This is a genomic window from Flavobacterium sp. 1, assembly GCF_002797935.1.
Taxonomy (GTDB): Bacteria; Bacteroidota; Bacteroidia; order Flavobacteriales; family Flavobacteriaceae; genus Flavobacterium.
Genome location: NZ_PGER01000001.1, coordinates 1,141,291 through 1,163,416, shown reverse-complemented (window position 1 = coordinate 1,163,416; position 22,126 = coordinate 1,141,291). Strand labels below are relative to the sequence as shown.

The window sequence follows — 22,126 nt, the reverse complement described above, 5'->3', positions numbered from 1 at the left end:
TGCTAAATCTAGCATACAAAAGTATTTGTTTCCTTTATTTTGTTTAATATCCTAATGTATCCAATTGGGTATCATTTTCGTGCTTTTTGTTAATTCCGGCACACTGAGTGACACCACAAATAGATACTAGTAATTTTTTTATACTATCTAATCAGCAGATTATTTTTCACCTTTTAATTCAATCCACTTCTTTACTTCTTTTTGATTTCGGAAAATAACTACTTCGGTTTTATCTCCAATAACCGACTTTTGAGCTTCAGACAAATCGTTAAGATTATTGGTCTTTCGATAGTTGTAACTCAAAATCACATCGTTAGCCTGCAGGAACTTGGACGCGTCCGAGCCGGCAGTTACTTCCACTACCAATATCCCACGAATATCATCCATTCCAGTTGCCGACTGTTCACCCAAGGTTTTCAGGTTCTTAACTTTAGCCCCCATAAAGTCAATAATTTCATTGGTCTCCTCATTGTTGAGAGCTATAACATCAGGTATGTGGAGAGCGCACTGCATTGGGATCTCCTACAAAACAAAATGCGCTGGCGCCTATTTCCGAAATCAAACATCCAGATACTTCACAATTGCGATTATAGTTATTAAAAAAGACAGCATTACCACCAAGATTGATAAGTGTACAATCTTTGAGAGAACAATTTACCGCACCGTCATAAAAGACTGCACCTCCACGGTAGATAGTCCAATCACTGCGCAGCAATGGTTCTTTATTTTGCATGAAGGTTCGCAGAGTTTGTGTGAAGCCAAGACCTTCAATTATAATATTTTTTACCGCCTTTGTTTCCGAACCTTTAAATTCAAATAAGTGCGCTATTTGCGGTGTCTCAAATTTTTCCTTTTTGATATCTAAACTCTTTGGCGCATAATAATACAGCGTTTTGTTTTTCTTATCGTAAAACCATTCATTTATAGTGTCTAATTCTTCGAAAATATTTTCCACAAAACGGTATTTGTCATGCATCGGCATACGACGGTTATTTTGCCAGCCTCTTTCAAGAATCAGTTCATCCTTGTCGTCTTTTCCGGTAATCTTATAATGAAAGTCACCCCACATTGAGAAATGTAATGCATGCACATAGCCTCCGTCTGGAAATCCCCAGAGTGCTATCCGTTCTTTTGAAAGAGCATCTGCTGATGTTCCTCCATAATATTGAGCAGTTGGATTGAAGTTTGGATATCGGGCCATGCGCTGCAATTTCCCATTTACAAACAGTTGATCAAAAATGATATCCTGTGTTACTTTTGCCTGCCAAATTCTATTTTTATACGTTTTCCAATTCAAATCCAGAATTTTACTTCCACTGATTATCACTTTCTGATTATCAAAACTTTTAATAATGAGTTTTTCACTTTCTTTTCGGGAATCTTCCGATGTAAATACCACGGGCTGCTCTACATAATAAGTACCTCCTGTTAGGCATATATCTACATTTCCGGGAATTTTACGCGCTTCTGCTACAGCTTTTCCTATAGAGCAAAAGGCTTTTTTTTCGTTCCCTGTCCAGCATCATTTCCTTTCAGAGCAACATACAAACTTGTCTGGGCAAACAAACTTGCCGAACATAAAAGACCTAATACTATAATTATTTTTTGAGGTTTATTCATCTTAATCTACATATAATTTTAAAAAAGCCAAACGATTACTAACTTGCTTAATCCACTCACGAGCCATCAGTTCATGACCAAATACAGTTGGATGCACACCATCCCAAATCCAATAATCAATTGAAGCTAACTTTTGTGCATTTTCAAAAACCTTTGGATAATCAACCAAAATAGCATTAAAATCGACGGCAATCCGTCTTACAATAGCAGCTCTTTCGACTGTCAATGGATGCCACTTTTGATACTGATCTTTACGCCATCCGGAAGCAAAAAAGAATGGTAATCCCAATACTATCAAAAGATTTGGATTTTGTTCTATACATGAAGTCAACAGCTTACGGTAGGTACTTTCAAACATTTTTGCATCCAGCGCCTCTTTTTTTCCTTCTATTAATACGTTCACATCATTTATGCCAACTAATAAACTTAATACATCCGGTTTTAAATCTAATGTATCTGTTTGCCATCTTTCCTCAAGATTTTTAACCGCATTGCCACTAATACCCCTGTTTATAAACTTAAACCCATATTGCGGAAAATCGGCACCAATTCTACTGGAAACAGCAAAACAATAACCGTGTCCCAAAATATGATTTGGGTCTTCACTTCTACCCCGGTTGCCATCAGTTATCGAATCGCCTTGAAACAAGAATATCAAATCCTCTTTTTTTGGTTTTACAATTGCTGTTTTTGTACCTAAACAGGTAGCAGCCAATCCTGTTACAGCCGATCCTGTTACAGCTAATCCCGCTACCGACATGAGTTTAACAAAATCTCTTCGAGAAGAATCCTGCGTTGTCATTCTATTTTGTTTTGATGATATTTTTTTCATTTCACTGATAATAAACCTCTTACTTCAAGCCATTTACGGCAGGCTTCCGGCCATGAAGACTCTGTGTTTTTCGACCTTCCAAGCCCATATCCATGACCTCCTGTTTGATAAACATGAAGTTCACAAGGAACATGATACTTTTGCATAGCAATTGCATAGCCAATACTGTTTTGTACTGGAACAGCTCCGTCGTCTATGGAATGAACCAAAAAAGCTGGTGGAGTTTCTCCGTTTACCTGTAATTCATTCGAAAAATGTTTCACCATCTCCGGTAATGGATGCTTTCCAAGCAAGTTCTCACGAGATCCGGCATGAGTAATGGCAGAATCCATGGAGATTACAGGATAGATTAATAAAGAAAAGTCCGGACGGGCACTTGTAGAATCAATTGGGTTGTATACTTTCTCATTGAAATGAGTTGAAACGGTAGAAGCCAAATGACCTCCGGCCGAAAAGCCCATTATCCCGATTTTATGTGGATCAATGCCCCACTTCTTTGCATTACGTCGTATTATACGTATTGCTTCCTGCCCATCCTGCAAGGGAGCTATAGATTTGTTTTCCATAATTGCATCGTTAGGCAAACGGTAATGTAATACAACAGCGGTAATTCCCAGTTGATTTAACCACTTTGCGATTTCAACTCCTTCACTTAAAAATGAAACACCATAATAACCTCCTCCAGGACATACTACCACAGCAGTCCCTGAATTATTGTCTGCTGAAGCAGGATAAACTTCAATAGTGGGTTTTGAAATATTTCTTAGTTTTATATAATATAGAGAATCAACTACTTGCTTATAGTTGGGATCTTTAATTGAACCTGGCACTTTCCCATTCCAGACTTCAATCATTTTACTTTGACTAAAAATACTGGTAGTCATCATTATAACACCAGCCAACATAAATATTTTTTTTTGCAAATTCATAATACTAATTTATTTTACAAAATATCTTATTTTCTACTATAGAACTCTCTCAGCAATTACTTTCTCACTAACAAATCTCTCGATTCAAGCCATTTACGGCAAGCTTCAGGCCATGAAGACTCTGTATTTTTCGACCTTCCAAGTCCATATCCATGACCTCCTGATTGATAAATATGAAGTTCACAGGGGATCTTAAACTTATGCATGGCCAGTGCATAGTTTATACTATTTTGTACCGGTACTGCATCATCGTCTAAAGAATGAACCATAAAAGCCGGTGGCGTTTCACTGTTTACCTGCAACTCATTAGAGAAATGGGCTATTTGTTCCGCAGATGGACTTTTTCCCAGCAAGTTTTCTCGTGAACCCCAATGAGTTATATCGTCCTTCATTGAAATGACAGGATAAATAAGTATTGAGAAATCGGGTCTGGCACTGGTCAAATCCTCCGGTTGGTATACCTTCTCATTAAAATGGGTAGAAAGAGTAGATGCCAGATGTCCACCCGCTGAGAATCCCATGATTCCAATTTTATTGGGATCAATACCCCATTCTTTTGCACGATTGCGAACAATGCGAATAGCCCTTTGTCCATCCTGCATGGGACCAATGGACTTGTTTTCCATGATGTTGTCGTCAGGCAAACGGTATTTCAGCACAAAGGCTGTTATACCCAAATCATTCAGCCATTTGGCCACCTGTGACCCTTCATGTTTGACCGCCATCCCCGCATAAGCTCCACCAGGGCAAATAACAACTGCAGTACCGTTTGACTTTTCTTTAGAAGCTGGATACGCATCGAGGTAGGGGTTAACAATGGAATGCTTATCAACCCAGCCCGAAGCGGTATCAATAGTCTGCTTGAATTTATCATTGTGAATTGCTCCAGGAACCTTTCCATTCCAAAGTTCAATTGCTTTGCTTTGGGAAAATGAATTCCCAAAAACTATAAGCATAAAAAACATTAATATTCCAATTCTTTTTAATTTCAAAACACTTTTCATTTAATTTAATTTTTTGTTGTTATAATTCTTAAAATATTTTTCAATTACATACCAATTGAATATTATTTCGTCCATTTATATCCAATTACTGTTTTATCCAAAGTTGGTATTATTAACAATTTTTCTTTACTAATATATTCAATATCGGCCGTAATGATTTTTTCTTTTCCTAAATCAATTATTAGCTTTTTATTACCATCGGAATCGACATGAAATAGCTGACCCTGCCAGGCTCCGGACACGAAATATCCGTTTCTACCATCACTAACAATACCATCCAAATTATCAATTCCACTAAAGATTTTGCTATACTTCTTAGTCTTCTTATTTACTGCATAAGCAGTTTTATCTTTCATATTCAGCAATAAAATATCATCTTCCATACACAATAATCCATTCGGATTTGAAAGAATATTAGAATCAAGCCATACTTTTATTTTTCCATCTAATATTTTATAAATCTTATTCCCAAAACAGTCAGAAATGTATATATCACCGTTTGAATCAGTTGCGATATCATTAAAAAATTTAGCACTATCAACCACAAACACATTTTCAATTTTAGCAGTATCCGTATTAATCTGAACAACCCTATTAATATCTGCTACATATAATTTGTTTTTATACAAACCCAAACCTTGTGGATTATCCATGCCTTCAACCCATTTTAAGGAATCTATTTCACCATTTGTTTTAATTCTGGAAATAAACCCATTTCCATCCTTTGCAAGGTATTCTCCGTTAATATTCGAGATATAAACAACCTGTTTTGAAGAGTCAAAAAGTGCCGATTCAGGTTTAAGAAAAAGGGAATCTGATACCCATTCCTTTGAAAAACTTTGACAAAAACAAATTGTCGAACTCAATACAAGTAAAAATAATAGCGTTGTTTTTTTCATTTTCCTTTATAATACTCGTTCATAATATACCAAGCTTTCTTTTTTTCTCCTTTTTCAGATAACAATCCTTTTCTATTGTAGCCTTTCTGATAAACTTGGTTCATTCTTCCCAATGATTTGTAATCAAATAACAGCCAGGGAGAAGTGCCACATAAATTTGGAATAGTCTTAAACAGCTCTATTTGATTGACATAAATTTGTTTCTGGTATTCTTCAGTCCAATTGGCAGCTTCATCTGTTGGTCGATCATTACCTCCATATAGTGCTTCTCCTCCAAACTCTGAAATAAATACGGGCTTATCAGGAAAAGCGAACTGCCATTTTACCTCTGATGGTTTACCTTGCCACGGAACATACCAGCCAATGTATTCGTTAATGGAAATCAGGTCGGAATATTTATAAAGTGGATCCCAAACATTAAATGAATTGTTTGTATAGCCTTGCGTATTTATAACATGGGTTATCAACCGGGTTGAATCTATTGCCTCGCATTTTTGAGTTAAGTCAATAAGAGCACTATTCCGGTTTAGTGTGCCTGGATACGTTTCGTTTGACAGACTCCAGACAATTACGCCACAGCGGTTTCTGTCCCTGCGAATCATTTCTTTCAGCATCGTCTCCATTTTTTTTGGAACAAGACTATCAGAAAATTGAATATGCTGATATACGGGAAGTTCACTCCATACCATTAGTCCCATTTTTTCAGCTTCCTTAATCATGTTTTCATTGTGCGGATAATGTGCCAGCCTAAGAAGGTTACATCCTAACTCTTTTGCAGAATTCAACAATATCAAGGCATCTTCTTTTGAATAAGCTCTGGCTCCTTTATATGGATTTTCTTCGTGGATATTTACGCCTTTCAGAAAAATTTCTTTTTTATTCAGCAATACTTTACTTCCCTGCACTTCAATACATCTAAATCCGATGGTATCAACAACTGTATCAGTTCCGGTTTCAATGATTACTTTGTAAAGTTTAGGATTTTCGGGAGACCAAAGCTTGAAATTGGAATCAAATTCAACACTGGCATAACCGTTACTATTTGATTCCGTTTTGTAAGTTTTATTGAGTTCCGGAATTTTTATTTTGATCTTTTGCTTTGCATTTATTCCATTTAGCTGTATCCATCCCAATACTTTATTCAGGCTTCCTTTTTTTAATTGAACAGCATAATCTTCGATAAACGTTTTGCTGGTTTCAATCAAATTAACATCGCGGGTTATACCACCATAATTGAACCAATCATATCCTGCACCAGGCAAACCGTTCTGCAAACGCTGGTTATTTACTTTAACGATTAGAGCATTATCACCATTTTTTACTTTGCCGGTAATTTCGAACTGAAAAGGAGTAAATCCACCTTCATGACTGCCTATTTTTTCTCCATTCAGATAGACATCTGCCAAATAATTTACCGCCCCAAAATGGAGAAATAACCTTTTCTCATCTTTAGACTTATAATGGAATACTTTTTTATACCAAACAACGCCTTCAAAATATGTCAGCTCACATAATTGCGAGTTAAAATCGCCGGGGACTTTTAAAAATGGACCTCCATCGAAGGAATACTCGATAAAGTCAGTCTTCTGTTGCGGTTTTTTTTCCATCCAAACCTGTTTCCAATCCCCTGCTCTGAGGGGGTCAAGAATAACCTGCCAGTCCCCATTCAAACTTGACAAATGCCGGGACTCGACATTGACCATTGCTGTTTGGGCTTGTAAATAACTACCCCAAAGAAGAATGATCAGAGCAACCAACATCTCTTTTTTAAACACTATTTTCTCCCTATTTTTGTTCATCTGCTTTTGATTATTTTTATTTATCTCATTGCATTAATTCTTCTAAAAAAAACTGTTGTTTTTCAATTCAAAAATAAGCAAATAACTACAAATAATTATTCTATCTTATCACACCAACAAAGCCTCCTCTTGGAAGACATTCAATTTTTAATGTATCTCCTTTTTTGACTTTTATTATTTCTGAAGAAAAAGATTTATCATCCTTCCCGTCTTTGATAAGCAGAAAACTATGGTTTCCTTTGCCAAGAAAATCAAATTTTACTAGTAAGGCCTGAGGCACATCTTTACCGTTCAACCCAGCGATATACCATTGATTTCCTTTTTTACGGGCAACAATGACTTTTTCCTCCGGGTAACCGTCAATTAGTTTTGTATCGTCCCAGGCAGTCGGAACCTGTCTCAAAAAGTTTTTTGGTTCTGCCGGCAAAGATTCATATGCTGACGGCCTGTCGGCAAAGTGCTGTAACCCTGATTCAAATACAACAGACAAAGCCAGCTCATGAGCATAAGATGTTGTATGTGGATGCTGTGAATTTGAAAAGGTAACAGGAGTGTAATCCATTGATCCGATTACATTTCGTGTAAACGGAAGCGTAGTATTATGACCTGCTGCTTTATTAGTCAATACCTGATCATTATTGTACCATTCTGCACCATAAACCCCTTCTGTTGTCATCAGGTTGGGATACGTGCGCGCCCAGCCACGGGGAATTGTTGCTCCATGAAAGTTTACCATTAAATGATATTTTGCAGCTTCTTTTAAAATATCAATGTAATACTTCATCATATCCTGGTGATCACCGGCAAAAAAATCGACCTTGATTCCATACACGCCAATTTTATTGAGCCACGCAAATTCTTTGGCACGTTTTTCTGCAGTAAGCAAACGATCATACGGTGTCGAGTCGAGCCAGATTGAACCGGAATTATACCACATCAATGGTTTTATTCCTTTACTTTTTGCATAGTTTACCGCATCGGTTATATTCCCTCCATTGCCCATTACATCCCATTCCCAATCAATTAGCACATAAGGCCAATTCATTTCCACGGCAAGATCAACATATTCAACTATCGTTTTGTAATCCTTGGAACCGTGATTGTTTGCCCAATAGATCCACGAAACCGCACCTGGCTTAATCCAATCAGTATCTTTTAATTGGCTTGGTTCGCTAACATCGGTAATCAAAGTTGATTCAACAATATCTGATAATTTACCAACGATAAGTGTGTGCCACTGAGAATTCCAGGGTAATGTGGTCTTGACTCCTTCCTGCTTAAAATTATCACGAGCGTAGGGGTATGTAACCTTATACTCGTTAGAGTTTTTTAAATTACTTAGCTTAGCTCCACAATTATTTTCTGTTATATCCGCCTCAGAAATTAATCCCCAAACTGGCTGATTATTGACTTTGTATAAAGCCGGAAAACCCCATTCCTGGTAATTATTAATGTTCGAACCCGTTTTTCTCAATGGATAAAAAGTTTCATATGCAAGATTGAAAGGCTGCATCCAACAGGATGTGCTGTCAGGCAAAACATACGTTGTAGCTTCACTTATGACATTAACTTTTGAATCTGATTGATTTGGAAAAGTATAACGAAACGCAATACCATCATTATAAACCCTGAAAACAATATCCAATGGCTGATGATTGGAATTTTGAAAACTGAATGTTTTTTCAGTACCTAAATTCTCGCACAACTGGCGTTTGCCACAAACCATTTTATATTTATCGTGTACTGAAACAAGTTTTGATGTTGCAATCAAATGCAAGTTCTCTACAAACTGCTCATCTGCACGATTAATACCCAACTTAGAATCTGGTAATACTTCTGTAAACTTGTTTTCAACCTTATACAATACCTTATAAAGTAGATTGTTTACAGTATTCTTTTCAGACAAATTCAAAACAACTTTTACTTTCCCATTAGGAGAAATTATTTCCTGCGCATTTATACTTAAACTTAAAATAACAAATAGTAAAGAAATACTATGCTTTATTGATACTCTCATATATTAATTTTGTGTTGATTTAATAACTATACTTTTCCCTTCCAGTCCATTGGATGATACCAATAATTTAATTTCACCAGCCTGATGGTTGCTTTTTATCACTACCAATGCCTTACCTTTCCATGCTTTGCGTGTATTGCCCACGTATTGTTCGAAGTCTTTCATATCAGCATTATCTACTCCGGCAATGACACCCGGTCCTTCTATTTTAAAATCCAGACGGTTGGTGGCGTTCGGTTGGAATATTCCGTCCTTGTCTGTTATTTCAATAGTGATGAAGGATAAATCCTGTCCGTTGGCCAGTATTTCTTTTCGGTCGGCTGTCAGTTTTATTTTTGAAGCATCGCCGGCAGTCTGCAGAATGGTTGATTCCATTTCTTTATCATTTTCTACTCCAACAGCTTTTAGCAAACCCGGAGAATATGGAATCGCGAAAGTAGCCTTGAATTGTTGTTCGCGGGTTGTTGCCTGTTCACCAATGAGTTTATCATTCAGGTATAGCCTTACTTTTGGATATTTTGAATATACTTCAACCTGAAGAGTTTTGTTTTCAAAACCAGGCCATGTCCAGCTTTCCCATGTTGGATAAACCGACCACCAGGTTTCTTTGATTTCTAACGGTTCCGGAGCTGGTTCACGAACTGCCATATAGAGTTTCTCGTTAGTATTATACAACATGCTTCTGTAATGGGAAATGGGTTTTCTCCAGCCAATCAAATCTATATCACCACAGTAAGCACCATGCCATGGGAAAAAATTATTCTCCCAATGTTCGCCTGGTGTTTCGCCCGAATAATAATAACGGCCAATTCCTGATTCGCCCAAATAATCCATGGCTGTCCAAACGAAATCCCCGATTACATAATTGTTTTCCTGCACCAATTTCCAATTGTTAAAAGCATCTTTAGGATAGGATTCGGTTTGAACGATGATACGTGAGGGCACTCTTTTATGATCCTCCGCAGCAGTATGCAGGTTGTAATTGTAACCGGCAACATCGTGTGCCGCCATCAGCGGATCGAACATATCCCAATTCTTGCCGCTGTTTACAATTGCAGATGTAACAGGTCGGGTTTTATCTATTCTCTTTAATGCTTCAATAAGCATCTGGGCTGTTTTTACAGCGTCAGGATCGGCTCTCTCAGGTATTTCATTACCTATGCTCCACATAAAAACCGAAGGGTGGTTGCGATCGCGCAATACCATAGCTTCTAAATCACGTTGCCACCACTGGTTGAAATACTTAGAATAATCGTTACTGTTTTTTCCAATTTTCCAGCAATCGAAAGATTCGTCCATTACCAGTAAGCCCAATCTGTCGCAGGCATCAAGAAATCCCTCGGAAGGCGGGTTGTGGGAAGTCCTCACGGCATTGAATCCGCCGGCTTTGAGCAATTCAATTTTACGTTCCTCGGCACGGTCAAAAGCAGCAGCGCCTAAGCAGCCATTATCGTGATGTACGCAGCCGCCATTTATCTTCACTGTTTTTCCATTAAGCTGAAATCCATTTTCGGCAGTAAATTTTATGGAACGGATACCGAAATTGATTTTTGTATCTTCCAGTACTTTTTTATCTTTTACTACCTGAATCTGGGCCTGAAATAAATGCGGCGTTTCCGGTGTCCAAAGCATGGGATTTGCCACTTGTATGGTTTGAGTTATTTCCTTCTCGCTATTGGCAGGAACCTCAACCTTCACCTGACCATTTCCCGCATTTTTTAAGTTTTTATTCCAAAGAAGGACTTTTACAACAACGCTCTGGGCAGATGCTGTTTCATTTTTAACCTTGGTTTTTACTAGCACAGTCGCCTTTTTTGAAGATACCTCGGGAGTTGAAATGTCAACACCCCAATGCGCAACATGTACAGGATCGGAAGTAATCATCCAGACATGACGATAGATTCCGGAACCACTGTACCAGCGGCTGTTCATCTGTTGTGAATTGTCGACACGCACGGCAATAACGTTTTCTTTTCCGAAATTCAGATAAGGTGTAAGGTCATAACTGAACGATGTGTAACCATAAGGATAAACACCAAGCGATTTTCCGTTGATAAAAACTTCAGAGTTCATATAAATACCTTCAAAATAAATAGCTGTTTTTTTTGCTTTCCAGCTATCAGGTACCTGAAAGCTTTTGCGATACCAGCCAATTCCTGACGGGAAATATCCTCCACCTCCACCGGTAGTATTTTTAGGGTGAATCTTTCCTTCAATACTCCAATCGTGGGGCAAATCAAGTTTACGCCAGCCTGAATCATTGAAATCATTTGCTTTGGCTTCAGAGACATCACCTAAAAAGAATTTCCAGTCATAATCAAATAACTGTTTTCTTTCCATGCTATTTTGCGCATATCCTGAAAAAAAGCTTATAAATAGTATAAATATGAATACTATTTGTTTTGCAAAATATTGTCTTCTGTATGAATTTAAGCTATTCATTTTGTTGTGTTTATATTTCTAATTTGTATTATTGAATATGAATATTCGTTTATCGGTATGTTATTGTGTAATTATAACAAAGGCTTAACAGCGAACACTTGCAGAGAACTATTATCTTATCGCAAAGGAGTTATCCGATACAGTCCTGCCCCATGTTGTGGCAATTCTTGCTCAAAGTTCCCATCAAAAGTTCCGAGATCTTTGTGATTCCACAAATCGCGCACTTTTACTTTGCCTTTTATATTAATAGCTTCAAAGTTTACTTTTACATTGGCCTTGTCGGGGAAATTTAATGTTCCTTTATCAACCAAAACGCCAAAATTCACTGAGCCTATTTCTGTTGTTACGTAGCCGGTTGCTGTAAAAGAATCATATCCTTCAGGCAATTGATAAACGATCACAGACTCTGCATGAGCACCAATTCCCTCTCGTGTTTCATCATTTATAATAATTGGGTTATTGTCGCAGGTACGATTGACATTCGCTTCTCCCCAGCCCGAAGTTGCACCCAGCCATTTGAGGCTAGTCAGTTTTAAATCGCCTTTGGGGCCGTGAAGTACCGGATCGACCCAAACGATATGATCCCAATCATTAGTGTTTCCTCCATCTTTCACAAAGAGAACAAGTTTTTTGCCCTCTTTTACCGATACTTCTATCTTTTGCGAACTTCCTTTGCCGGCAATTATTGGACTTACATAATCGGCATTGTTTAAATCAAGATTTTCTCCCTTGGTTTGCGCGTTGAAAAGAGCTACATACTTGTCTTTACTATTAGGCACATCGGCCGTCCACACAATCAGATTCTTTTCGCGCGACACCTGACGGTTATTTATGCTGTGTTGATTTACTTTGAGCATTTCGGGATTGGTGAGCATTTCCTTGGTAAAATCGTCGAGCTTGGTCATATCTCCACCAAAAATAAGTGGCGAACGACCAATAGCCCAAAGACTCATCAGCGTATATTGTTCGTTTTTGGTGAAATTGGTTGGGCGTTTGAATTCAACAATTCCAATAGGCAGCATATCGGCATCAGGGAAATGTCCGGGTCCACGAAAAGGGGTCCATACATCCATTCGCTCAAACATGCCTTGTAACAATCCCCAGCGATCCCAAAAATCATCGGTGATACGCCACATATTGGCATGATTCATAACATGTTCGCCCATTTTAACTGGCGTTGCTCCCGGAGACAAACTTAACAGAATAGGCCGCCCGGTTTTGTCTATTGCTTTGCGAAGAGCCTCAATTTCGGCCTTTTGCACATCATCATAAGGGCGTGAAATATCGTCGCACTTGATAAAATCCACTCCCCAGTCGGCATACATCTGCACAATGGAATTATAGTAAGCCTGGCCTTCAGGGCTATTGGCATTAACGCCGTACATATCAGGATTCCAACCACAGGTAGAGCTTTTAATGGCAATATCCTGAGCTTTTACGTTTGTACCAAGTACCGGTGTATTTTTTTCGACAGCCTGACGAGGAATTCCGCGCATAATATGAATGCCGAATTTCAGTCCTTTGGAGTGCACATAGTCAGCAAGGTGTTTGAAACCTTTTCCATCTGCAGCCGAAGGAAATTTTTTCAAACCTGGTGTTAAACGGCCATATCCATCCATGGTAAGCATCGCCTTCGGGTCGTAGGCATGTCCTTTTGATTCAGGCTCATACCATTGAATATCCACTGTGAGATAGTTGTATCCGCTTGGTAAAAGGTATTTTGCCATCGCATCTGCCTGTTCTTTTATTTGCTGTTCGGTAACGGTTGTTCCAAAACAATCCCAGCTGTTCCATCCAAGAGGCGGTGTGGACGCCCATTGATGGTATTTTTGGGTTGTTTGTGCATTTACAGCGCTAAAGACAAGTGCCAAAACCAGGGTAAGCTTATGTTTCATTCTTATTTTAATTAGGTTTAATAGTATAGTTTTCTAATTTTTAGTTTTAATTATTGGGTGTTAGGGATACAAGCTAATCCCTAATACTCATTTAGTATAGTGGCATACACTCCGTAGGACTCATTAGTTACTTTATAAAAAGGCAGAAGCGTATATTCTTTTCCATTATTTTTTAATGTAAATGACATGGAATTCTCTCGTTTAGTGATGTTTTTCAAAATATCTGCCTCATTTCCTTTTAATATTGTCTCTTCATTAACCTGAAAAGCTAATAAAACCGGCCCATAAAACAGTGCAACCACATTTGGATTATCAGGCATTTTTTTTAAATTAAAATGATAATTAAAACGTATTTCTATCTTATCCCCGTTTTTCCACTTTCTGTCAATTATAAAATAAGACATCGGAGTTACATTAGCTGTAATTGGTTCTCCGTTTACCAAAACCTGAGTTTGTTCATCAGCCCAGGATGGGATAAATAATTTCAATGCAAATGACGTAGTTTTATTAGCCGTTATGTTAAATTTCACAATAGAATTATCCGGAAAATCGGAAGACTGTGACAAAGTAATCCCTTTAGATTTCCATTTCACAGTAGAAGGAACATATAAATTTACCCAAAGGTTATCATTGTTATGAAAATAAATATTAGCATTTAAGTTCGTAAACGCTTCAATTGTTGTTCCGTTACAACAAAAAAACTCACTGGGGCTGGCAAAGTTCTTCTTATTCGGAGAACCCAATGGCAAAGAATAAACATTCCATCCGGTTTCGGCATTTTGTAGTGCAAAAATGGAATTATAAAGCGTATTCATATATACATCGGCATATTCGGGTTGGGCAGTCCAACGAAACAAAGTACTGGTGATTTTTTGAGTGTTATGTGAAACGCATGATTCAGATGTTTTGTCAGTAAGGGTTGTACTTAAACAATCCGGTTTTCCCCAATGTTCTGAAGTTTGGGCAGTTGAAGTTGCAGCAATAGGCCTTGGACCACTACTGGAACCATTCACATAACAATGATGATGTTCCAGCATATCCCAAAAATGGGAAACAACATCACGATAATAGCTGTCTCCGGTATTTTCATACCGTTTGGCAAACCCAATTATCAAAGGCAAATGAGTATTGGAATGCAATCCTGACAAAATATCTTTTCCCTCATACAAGGGCTGGCTGAACCATTTACGGTCAAAAAGACAAGCCAGTCTGTAATGGGTCGAATCTTTGGAAATTTCAAATAAATTCTGTAATACATCATTCATCCCACCCGCTTCATTTGCGGGATTTGCCTGAGGAGTATATAGCATTTTTTCAATAGTTTCAGGCGAAAGTTTATCCATACGGTCTTTTACATAAGCAGCCATATTAACCACTATTGCATAGGCTTTTTTATTTCCCGTAAGCTTATAAACATCGAGCATTCCCTGCATCATTTTATGATAGGTATAGTAGGGGGCCCAAACTCCGCTAAATTGTGTTTCCAATACAGTAAAATCTTTTTCGGGGAATGCGCTCAGGTATTTGCCACCAAGTTTTTGCTGACACTCTTCAAGCACATCAACCATATATTTTACCCGTTTTTGAAGCAAAGTATCGCCCGTTTTTTCAATCAAAGAAGCACAAGCCGACAAATAATGACCCACAAAATGTCCGCGCAATCCCACATTAGGCGACTCCCAGCCTTCAAGCGGTTTTGCTTTCGATTCAATTCCGGCATTTATCCTAAAATTGTGTAGCAGCCTATCTGTATCAAACTGATAAATATACTTTGTATTGGCAGTCTCCCGCTGCTTTATCCATGACTCGGACAAAACAACATCTTTATTTAAAAATGCAATAGGCTGCTTCGCCTTGTCAAGGAATGATTGTCCCAAAACCGTCTGACAAACAAACAAAAACAATCCAATATATTTTATTTTATTTTTCATATTGAAAATTGAATATTGAATATTGAATATTGAATATTAGAAAAAGTTATCACTTTGTATTCAGCCTAATTACTGTTAGTGAATTTCCCGGAAAAGTTCGCTTAAAACCAGCCCCATTTAATTTTACATTTTCTGTTATCGGATACACTTTCTTTGGATTTTCCAATGTATTCTCATCGAGCGGACTGGCAGATGTAAGCACAATGGCTTTTCCTTTCCCAGTAAAAACTTTTGCATCTTTCAAATCAATTTCCGTTTTTATTGATTTGGCTGAAGCATTTACAACTTTAAGAATCACATCGCCTGATTTATCGTCTTTCACAGCACTCATAATCATCCCTTTAACAGTAAGGTTTTTTTCTGAGATTTCCTGTATTAACTTTCCGTCAAGATAGGCTCTTACGTTGCCTCCTTTGATTTCAATTTTCACATCATACCATTGTTCCGCTTTGGCTTCTCCTTTCATTTCTGCAATAGCCATGCCTATTTCCAGATGCGTAACAGAATTGTTCCAACCACCTACTTCGAAACGGTTACGTTCATCATTATTCCTATTATGGAACAATATCTGAAATCCGTTTTCGCCCGAAATCCTGCGAGCTTTCAGAGTGATTGTGTAGTCTTTCCACGTAGAATCTCCCATAAAAATGCTCACTTCTTGTTCTATTGCCGATTGTTTGAGAACTCCGTCTTTTACACTCCATTGGCCTTTTCCGGTTTGTCTCCAATCCTTACCGAGTTCCGCAAAATCGGGTTTAAACAGAATTTCCCCGTTAGGAGCTGTAACCACAACATCTTTAAATTCGGCCGAATTCATCCAGGTGCCAAAACCAATGCAGCCCATTCCTACGGGCATTTCAATGACCGGATTATTCTCTACAGAGAAAGGCAATACATTCGTTCCCTGGTTGTTTGAAAACATTTCCTGAACATAATAGCTTGGCAAGCCAAACCACTGGTGACTGTCGAAATTAATTAGGTTTACCGGCCATGCTTTGTGGTTTGCATTGCACAACAAGGGTGCATAAGCTCCTAGGACAACTACATCCGAGTTTCGTTCCATACCTGTCATCCAGGCAGCTTCGCCTATTGCACCGCGCAGGTTACCGTTTCCTGTGCCTGAAGTTACCGCATATTCGCCAATAAAAACTTTGAAGCCATTGCGGTCGTAGCTGTCATATTTATTTGAATTCCAGATAAACCAATCGGGATTGTTGTAATAATGCTCATCAATTAATTCCGGCTTTGGCTCTTTAGGGTGCCCACCAGCCCACTCGTTGGCAATGAGTTTCATGTACGGGTATTTTGCCAGAATTGCTTTTACAAACAATGGCCAGCGTTCGTTATAAGGAATTCCGCCATTTTCGTTCCCTATTTCCATGTATTTCAGATTAAATGGTTCTGGATGTCCGTTTTTTGCCCGAAGACTTCCCCAAACCGAAGATTCCGGTCCATTGGCATATTCGATTGCATCAAGCGCATCTTGCACCCATTGTCCCATTTGGTCGAGCGGAATTACTTCTTTGTGTGACATTCCAATGTTTATGCAATAAAGTGGTTCAGCGCCCAAATCTTCGGCAAGTTGAAGATATTCGTGAAACCCAAGTCCGTTAGTGGCATTGTAACCCCATATATTCCAGAGTGCTGTACGTACATCAATGTTTCCGATTGTATTTTTCCAGTGGTTCATGTGCATGAGATCGTCACCTTCCACCCAGCAACCTCCTGGGAAGCGCAGAAATTTGGGGTGAAGAGCATCAAGCGCTTCGGAAAGATCGGTGCGCAAGCCATGATTTTTCCATGTTTTATCTGGGAGCAGCGAAACCATATCCAGAAATAGTTTCCCGTTGCCTTCGCCTGAAATTTGCAGGCTTGCTTTAGGATCGCCTGTGCTAATTTTCAGATTTGCAGTATAATATGCCCAGTCTCCAGTAATTCCTTTTATTTCAGCAGCTGCTATTTCATTACCTTTCGCATCAAGAATTTTTATTTTTAAAGGAGAAGAAAAACCTTCAATAGCACGTGCGGCAAACTTCAGCGTATAACTTTCGCCCTGCACCATATTCATGCCCCAGTAGCCTGAATTTTCCAGTTTAAAAGAACCAGAAGCATCAATTAACAATCCTTTGCGATTGAAGGAGTTTAATGGCAGTATCGCTTGTTTCGCGAAAAGGTCGGCATTGCTGATCGAAGCCGAACTTTTGCCATCGGCACTTGTAAACTTCCAATCCTGAGGGATATCAACATCTTCAAACGAACGGTTTATTACCATTTCGGGATACAATCCTCCATCGGCAGAAAGGTTAATATCTTCGAAGAAAATACCAAACAAGGTAGGTGAAATTACATGCCCCAGATTATTTACATCAACCGTAATTTTAGTCTTATCCGCTTTGTTCGTCTGAGCGTTTAGAACAGTGCTCAATCCGCAAAGTAATAAACCCGCAATAAGCTTTTTATTTATGTCTTTTTTCATTAGTTCTTTAATTTTTTTTCATTTGTAGCTAACTGTAACGAAAGTGGCAATTACTAACCGCTACCAGATTATTTGTAGTTTCTGTCTGTCTGGCTTTATCTGACTCTTATAGCTATGCCGCTTGTGGAACTGCCTGTTCAAATAATACTTTTTAAGCTGTTCTATCGGGCAATTATAAAAGGTATGCTTTTTTTATACCTGCTGTTTTTAACTGATAAGAAATACGAACCGGCAGAAAATGCACTCACGTCCAGGGTTTTTACCATTTGTCGGTCACTGTTTACAGTAAAAGCTTTTAGCCTTTGACCTGCAAGATTATATACTGCTATTTCGGTTGGTTCTCCAATTGCCAAATCAAATTTTATCTGGAGCTTATCGTTTACCGGATTAGGATAAATCATTACTGTTTCACTAGCCGACAGTGTGTTTATATCACCAACCGACAATGGGGCTGTTGCCTTAAGCAAAACTGCAGTTGTTGACAAAGCAGGCACAGTAATCGTAAATGCATTTGAATTAACGTTTACAGAACTCTTTTTTAAGGCATTATTAGTATGAGATACAAATGTTTCCGTTGCTGGCAGTGAAGCAAGCTGTAGGGTTTCTGAATTTCCATTTTCGGCAGAAAAACCATTAAGGTTTACCGTTACAGTGCGTGATGCGTTCATATCTTTGTTCACAATCATTACAGTCATTGCATCTGCAGTTTGGCTAACAGTGGTGTATGCCGAAACTGTGTCTTCAAGTGAGGAAGTGCTGGAAACACTATAATCTTTGGCATAACGGCTGAAAAGATGTAAAGTTTCCCACATCCCGATAGACCAGTTCCATGGGCTAAACAATTCAACACCATTGTTGGCAAACGTACCAAGATGTGAAGCATATATAACCGATTCCAGGCTTGGGTTGCTGTTTGACTGGGTTCCCCATTCGCTTACACCGGTTGTTATGCCATGGTTGGCGCCAAAATGTTCGGTTAACCAGTCGTCGATGCGCTTGAAAATATATTGCTTTTTAGGTGTGTTCTCCCAACCACCAGTAATTGTTTTAATACCGTTTGAAGCCGGATAATCATAATTTGTATCATAATAAATTCGGTGTCCCTGCAGTGCCGCAGGATCATCACCATTATACCAAGGGTAGTTGTGAATATCTACTACATCAACCAATTTGATACCGGTTGCTTTATACTCATCGCCAAGACGTTTTATGAAATACTCCATCCAGGAATAATAACGGCCATTGATGTGTATATCTTCATTTGACCATTTGTACCATTGCCATTCGGAGGTTGCAACAGGTCCGCAAAGCTTAATGCCTGGGTATATAGCTTTTGCTTTCTTCGCTAATTCGATGTAGCGATCCATAAAGTCAGAAGCCGATAACAGCGTTGGCATAGCCCAATCATGCGTGCCATTCCATATATCTACTTCGTTGTCCATATTCCAGTATACAAACTGGTCTTTGTTAAGTCCTTTACCACCGGCTCCAAACCAATCATTTAGAATTCCCACCGAAGAGTCTGCCGGCCATGGCATACTGAATAAATCAGGGTTTCCATCAACCAGGGCCTTGCTCCCTCCGTTTGGATCGGGCTTTCCTCCACCGGCTAAATTCTGACCAACACCAGACCAATACTTTGCTTGATTGTACCCCCAGTCATTGAAGTTGTTATTGGTGTTGGATGCAACCCTGCCCAGTAACTGAAAGGCATACATGCCTTGCATATCAGGAAAGCTGGTATTGATTTTTTGTGCCGAGACACTCCAATCAGTAGCATAAACATTATTATACCAGTCGGGATGAACAGTAAGTTTTGCCTGCCAGTTATAGGCTGATGCATTATTACCACCATTCAGACGAGCAAACCGCAAACCTGCATCTCTATAAAATTGATCGGGGTGGTCAAAGAAGTCATTTTTCCCATAGATATTTGGTGATATCTTTTTTTTGTTTACGGCAGCATTTACCGCAATCTGAACAGCCTGAGCAAACGTTGCAGTACCGATAAGACAACAAAAGCTTACTACAAAAAAACATTTTTTTAAGAACAAAGATTTCAAATTCATATCTAATTTATTTATTTACTACTATAAATTTTTTTAAGTAGGCAGCTTATTTGTCCATTTCGTAAATTCGATCCATCAATTGCCATTTTTGGTTTGCTGTTGCCGTGGCAGAGCTATCCTGAAATTGTGCCATATGCACTTCCCATTCGCTTTGACGCGGCTTTAGTGCTAATTTGGCCATTGCCTTGTCGTGATCAAAATCTGCTGTGGTATCCATAATCATGAAAAGTCTTGTTCCAATAAGATAGATTTCCATATCTAGAATTCCCACTTCTTTCATTCCTTGGGTTATTTCCGGCCATGCCGCTCCTTTTGCATGTGCTTTTTTATATGCTTCGATTAATGCAGAATCATCAAGCAATTCCATGGTTTTACAATAACGTTTAAATAAGATTTGCATTTTTTTTATTATTAATCTGTTATTAAATAATAATACTTTTGCTATTTTTAGCCTTTACTGGCAATAGCTCAATTTATCTATTACTGTTTTATTTTTAATACTATGGCGATATCGTTCGGTATAACTTTTGGTTTTGTAATTACCAATGAATAGCCCGATTGTTTCCATGAAAGTTTCTCTTTGCTTCCAAGGATTTCAATACTCTTAATTTTACCATTATATTTATTCCTACCAAGCAATTTCAAGCTAATGTTATCTGAGGGCACACCTAAAAGAGTTGCATAAAGAATTTTCCCATTTTGATTATAGCGAATGTCATTGGCAGACAACTTTACTTTTCCTTCATTGAAGCTTTGGTTATTAACTTGTTTTATTGCTTCAGAAGCAGGCCCCTCACCATAGCGTTTCCACGGGCGTGTATCAAAAATACTTTCTTTGTTCACGTCCATCCAGGCCGCTATTTTTTCAAGAATTGCAACCTCCTTATCATCGATCGTGCCGTCTCCTTTAACAGGAATATTAAGCAGCAGGTTTCCATTTTTACTGACAATATCGATCAACATGTGGATTACTGTAGCCGCGGATTTGTATCCATTATTTTCATAAATTGACTTACTGTAGTGCCAGTCGCCAATACAGGTACATGTTTGCCATGGAAGATCCTGGGCTTTATCCGGTGCACCTCTTTCTACATCCCATACCATGCATTTTTTTTGTTCATCGTTCAGCATTTTCCCGAACAGGACAGCCTCCAGCTTGTTATTGTGGGTTGCCATATTATGGTTATAAAAATCAGCCGCAATTTTTAATCCCGCATCGCTTACCGGGTAAAGCGGCAGTACGCTATCATCAAAATAAATCAAATCGGGATTATACTTATTGATAAGGTCAATGGTACGATTATAGAATTTTTCACAATAAGCCTGCGAAGGTATTGAGGCACCATTGCCCCAATCCCACTGATTCCAAAGAGCAAATATATCTTTATCGCTTTTTTCGCTCAAAGGATGATTTTGGGCATAAAGCTCCTTCGGATCAAGCCCTTCCCACCATGTTCCTTTACCATCGGCTTTGGTAAGCTTTCCGTCGTACGGAACATCTGCCAGCGCTCCGTTTTTATCTGATCGCTGGGATGTTTCAAACCACGTCCATGTATGTGAAGCGTGTACACTAAGTCCGAATGGAAGATTATATTTTTTAGCTGCTTTTGACCAACCACTGATAATATCTTTTTTAGGTCCCACACGTACGGAGTTCCATTCCTGATATTTGCTATCCCATAAATCAAGATTGTCATGATGATTTGCCATGGCAAAGAAATATTGGGCCCCAGCCCGTTTGTACAGCGCTACAAGTTTTTCAGGATCCCAATTTTGGGCTTTCCAGTCATTAATGACTTCTTTAAACCCAACTTTGAATGGATGCCCGTAATGTTCAACAAACCATTTATATTGGTCACCGCCTTCGTTATACATAAATCTCCCAAACCAGTCTCCTTGTTCCGGCTGGCATTGAGGTCCCCAATGAGCCCATATCCCGAACTTGGCATTTTGGAACCACTTCGGGGTTTTATATTGCTGCAGCGATTGCCAGGTTGGTGCAAACTTTCCGGCAGCAACCGGTTCATTACCTTCCCTTATCGGCGAAGCATATTTTTCCTGCGCCAGCACAGGGAATGAGAACAGTATACAGGATGCTATGAGTAATTTACTTTTCATTTTTTATGTATGTGTGATTTAATAATCTCTTTCATTTTTGTCCGGTATTAACAAACAGTTCAGGCATTACAATACTTTCTTCTTCCCTTCCAAAA

The 22,126-nt window shown here is 38.6% G+C and carries 16 protein-coding genes; all 16 read right to left on the bottom strand.

The annotated features are described in order from the left end of the window. Positions 1–159: 159 nt before the first annotated feature. On the bottom strand, positions 160–441 hold the full coding sequence (locus CLU83_RS22240; RefSeq protein WP_198512251.1) for a PDZ domain-containing protein: 282 nt from the start codon (positions 439–441) through the stop codon (positions 160–162). A 46-nt stretch (positions 442–487) separates the two neighbouring features. Continuing rightward, a complete protein-coding gene (locus tag CLU83_RS22235) occupies positions 488–1,399 on the bottom strand; it encodes a hypothetical protein (protein WP_198512250.1) in 912 nt (303 codons plus the stop codon). Between the two features lie 83 nt (positions 1,400–1,482). Further along, positions 1,483–1,620, bottom strand: a complete 138-nt coding sequence (locus tag CLU83_RS22230; RefSeq protein ID WP_198512249.1) for a hypothetical protein — start codon at positions 1,618–1,620, stop codon at positions 1,483–1,485. A 1-nt stretch (position 1,621) separates the two neighbouring features. Next, positions 1,622–2,452: a GDSL-type esterase/lipase family protein gene (locus CLU83_RS04730; RefSeq protein ID WP_198512248.1), complete on the bottom strand. Its 831-nt coding sequence runs from the start codon at positions 2,450–2,452 to the stop codon at positions 1,622–1,624. Then, positions 2,449–3,381, bottom strand: a complete 933-nt coding sequence (locus CLU83_RS04725) for an alpha/beta hydrolase (protein WP_100430547.1) — start codon at positions 3,379–3,381, stop codon at positions 2,449–2,451. Before CLU83_RS04725 ends, CLU83_RS04730 begins: the two co-directional genes overlap by 4 nt. Positions 3,382–3,437: 56 nt before the next feature. Next, positions 3,438–4,385, bottom strand: a complete 948-nt coding sequence (locus CLU83_RS04720; RefSeq protein WP_100430546.1) for an alpha/beta hydrolase — start codon at positions 4,383–4,385, stop codon at positions 3,438–3,440. Positions 4,386–4,447: 62 nt separating this feature from the next. Next, the gene (locus CLU83_RS04715) at positions 4,448–5,284 is read right to left on the bottom strand and encodes an SMP-30/gluconolactonase/LRE family protein (protein ID WP_100430545.1); all 837 of its coding nucleotides are present in this window, start codon (positions 5,282–5,284) and stop codon (positions 4,448–4,450) included. Next, the gene (locus tag CLU83_RS04710) at positions 5,281–7,083 is read right to left on the bottom strand and encodes a glycoside hydrolase family 2 protein (protein WP_232726982.1); all 1,803 of its coding nucleotides are present in this window, start codon (positions 7,081–7,083) and stop codon (positions 5,281–5,283) included. The genes CLU83_RS04715 and CLU83_RS04710 overlap by 4 nt, the downstream gene beginning before the upstream one ends. A gap of 100 nt (positions 7,084–7,183) precedes the next feature. Next, positions 7,184–9,100, bottom strand: a complete 1,917-nt coding sequence (locus CLU83_RS04705; protein WP_100430544.1) for a glycoside hydrolase family 97 protein — start codon at positions 9,098–9,100, stop codon at positions 7,184–7,186. 3 nt (positions 9,101–9,103) lie between these two features. Next, on the bottom strand, positions 9,104–11,440 hold the full coding sequence (locus tag CLU83_RS04700) for a glycoside hydrolase family 2 TIM barrel-domain containing protein (protein ID WP_232726980.1): 2,337 nt from the start codon (positions 11,438–11,440) through the stop codon (positions 9,104–9,106). A 218-nt stretch (positions 11,441–11,658) separates the two neighbouring features. Continuing rightward, a complete protein-coding gene (locus CLU83_RS04695) occupies positions 11,659–13,437 on the bottom strand; it encodes an NPCBM/NEW2 domain-containing protein (RefSeq protein ID WP_100430542.1) in 1,779 nt (592 codons plus the stop codon). 80 nt (positions 13,438–13,517) lie between these two features. After that, positions 13,518–15,368, bottom strand: coding sequence for a beta-L-arabinofuranosidase domain-containing protein (locus tag CLU83_RS04690; RefSeq protein ID WP_100430541.1), 1,851 nt, complete (start codon positions 15,366–15,368; stop codon positions 13,518–13,520). Positions 15,369–15,417: 49 nt separating this feature from the next. Next, positions 15,418–17,844 (bottom strand): alpha-L-arabinofuranosidase C-terminal domain-containing protein, encoded by a 2,427-nt coding sequence (locus tag CLU83_RS04685; protein WP_100430540.1) that lies wholly within the window; start codon positions 17,842–17,844, stop codon positions 15,418–15,420. A gap of 161 nt (positions 17,845–18,005) precedes the next feature. After that, complete coding sequence (locus CLU83_RS04680) at positions 18,006–19,913, bottom strand: glycoside hydrolase family 44 protein (RefSeq protein WP_100430539.1); 1,908 nt, start codon at positions 19,911–19,913, stop codon at positions 18,006–18,008. 46 nt (positions 19,914–19,959) lie between these two features. Next, the gene (locus tag CLU83_RS04675) at positions 19,960–20,313 is read right to left on the bottom strand and encodes an L-rhamnose mutarotase (protein ID WP_100430538.1); all 354 of its coding nucleotides are present in this window, start codon (positions 20,311–20,313) and stop codon (positions 19,960–19,962) included. Positions 20,314–20,393: 80 nt separating this feature from the next. Continuing rightward, positions 20,394–22,031 carry an alpha-L-fucosidase gene (locus tag CLU83_RS04670; RefSeq protein WP_100430537.1) on the bottom strand — a complete coding sequence of 546 codons (1,638 nt, stop codon included), beginning with the start codon at positions 22,029–22,031 and terminating at the stop codon, positions 20,394–20,396. Positions 22,032–22,126: the final 95 nt, after the last annotated feature.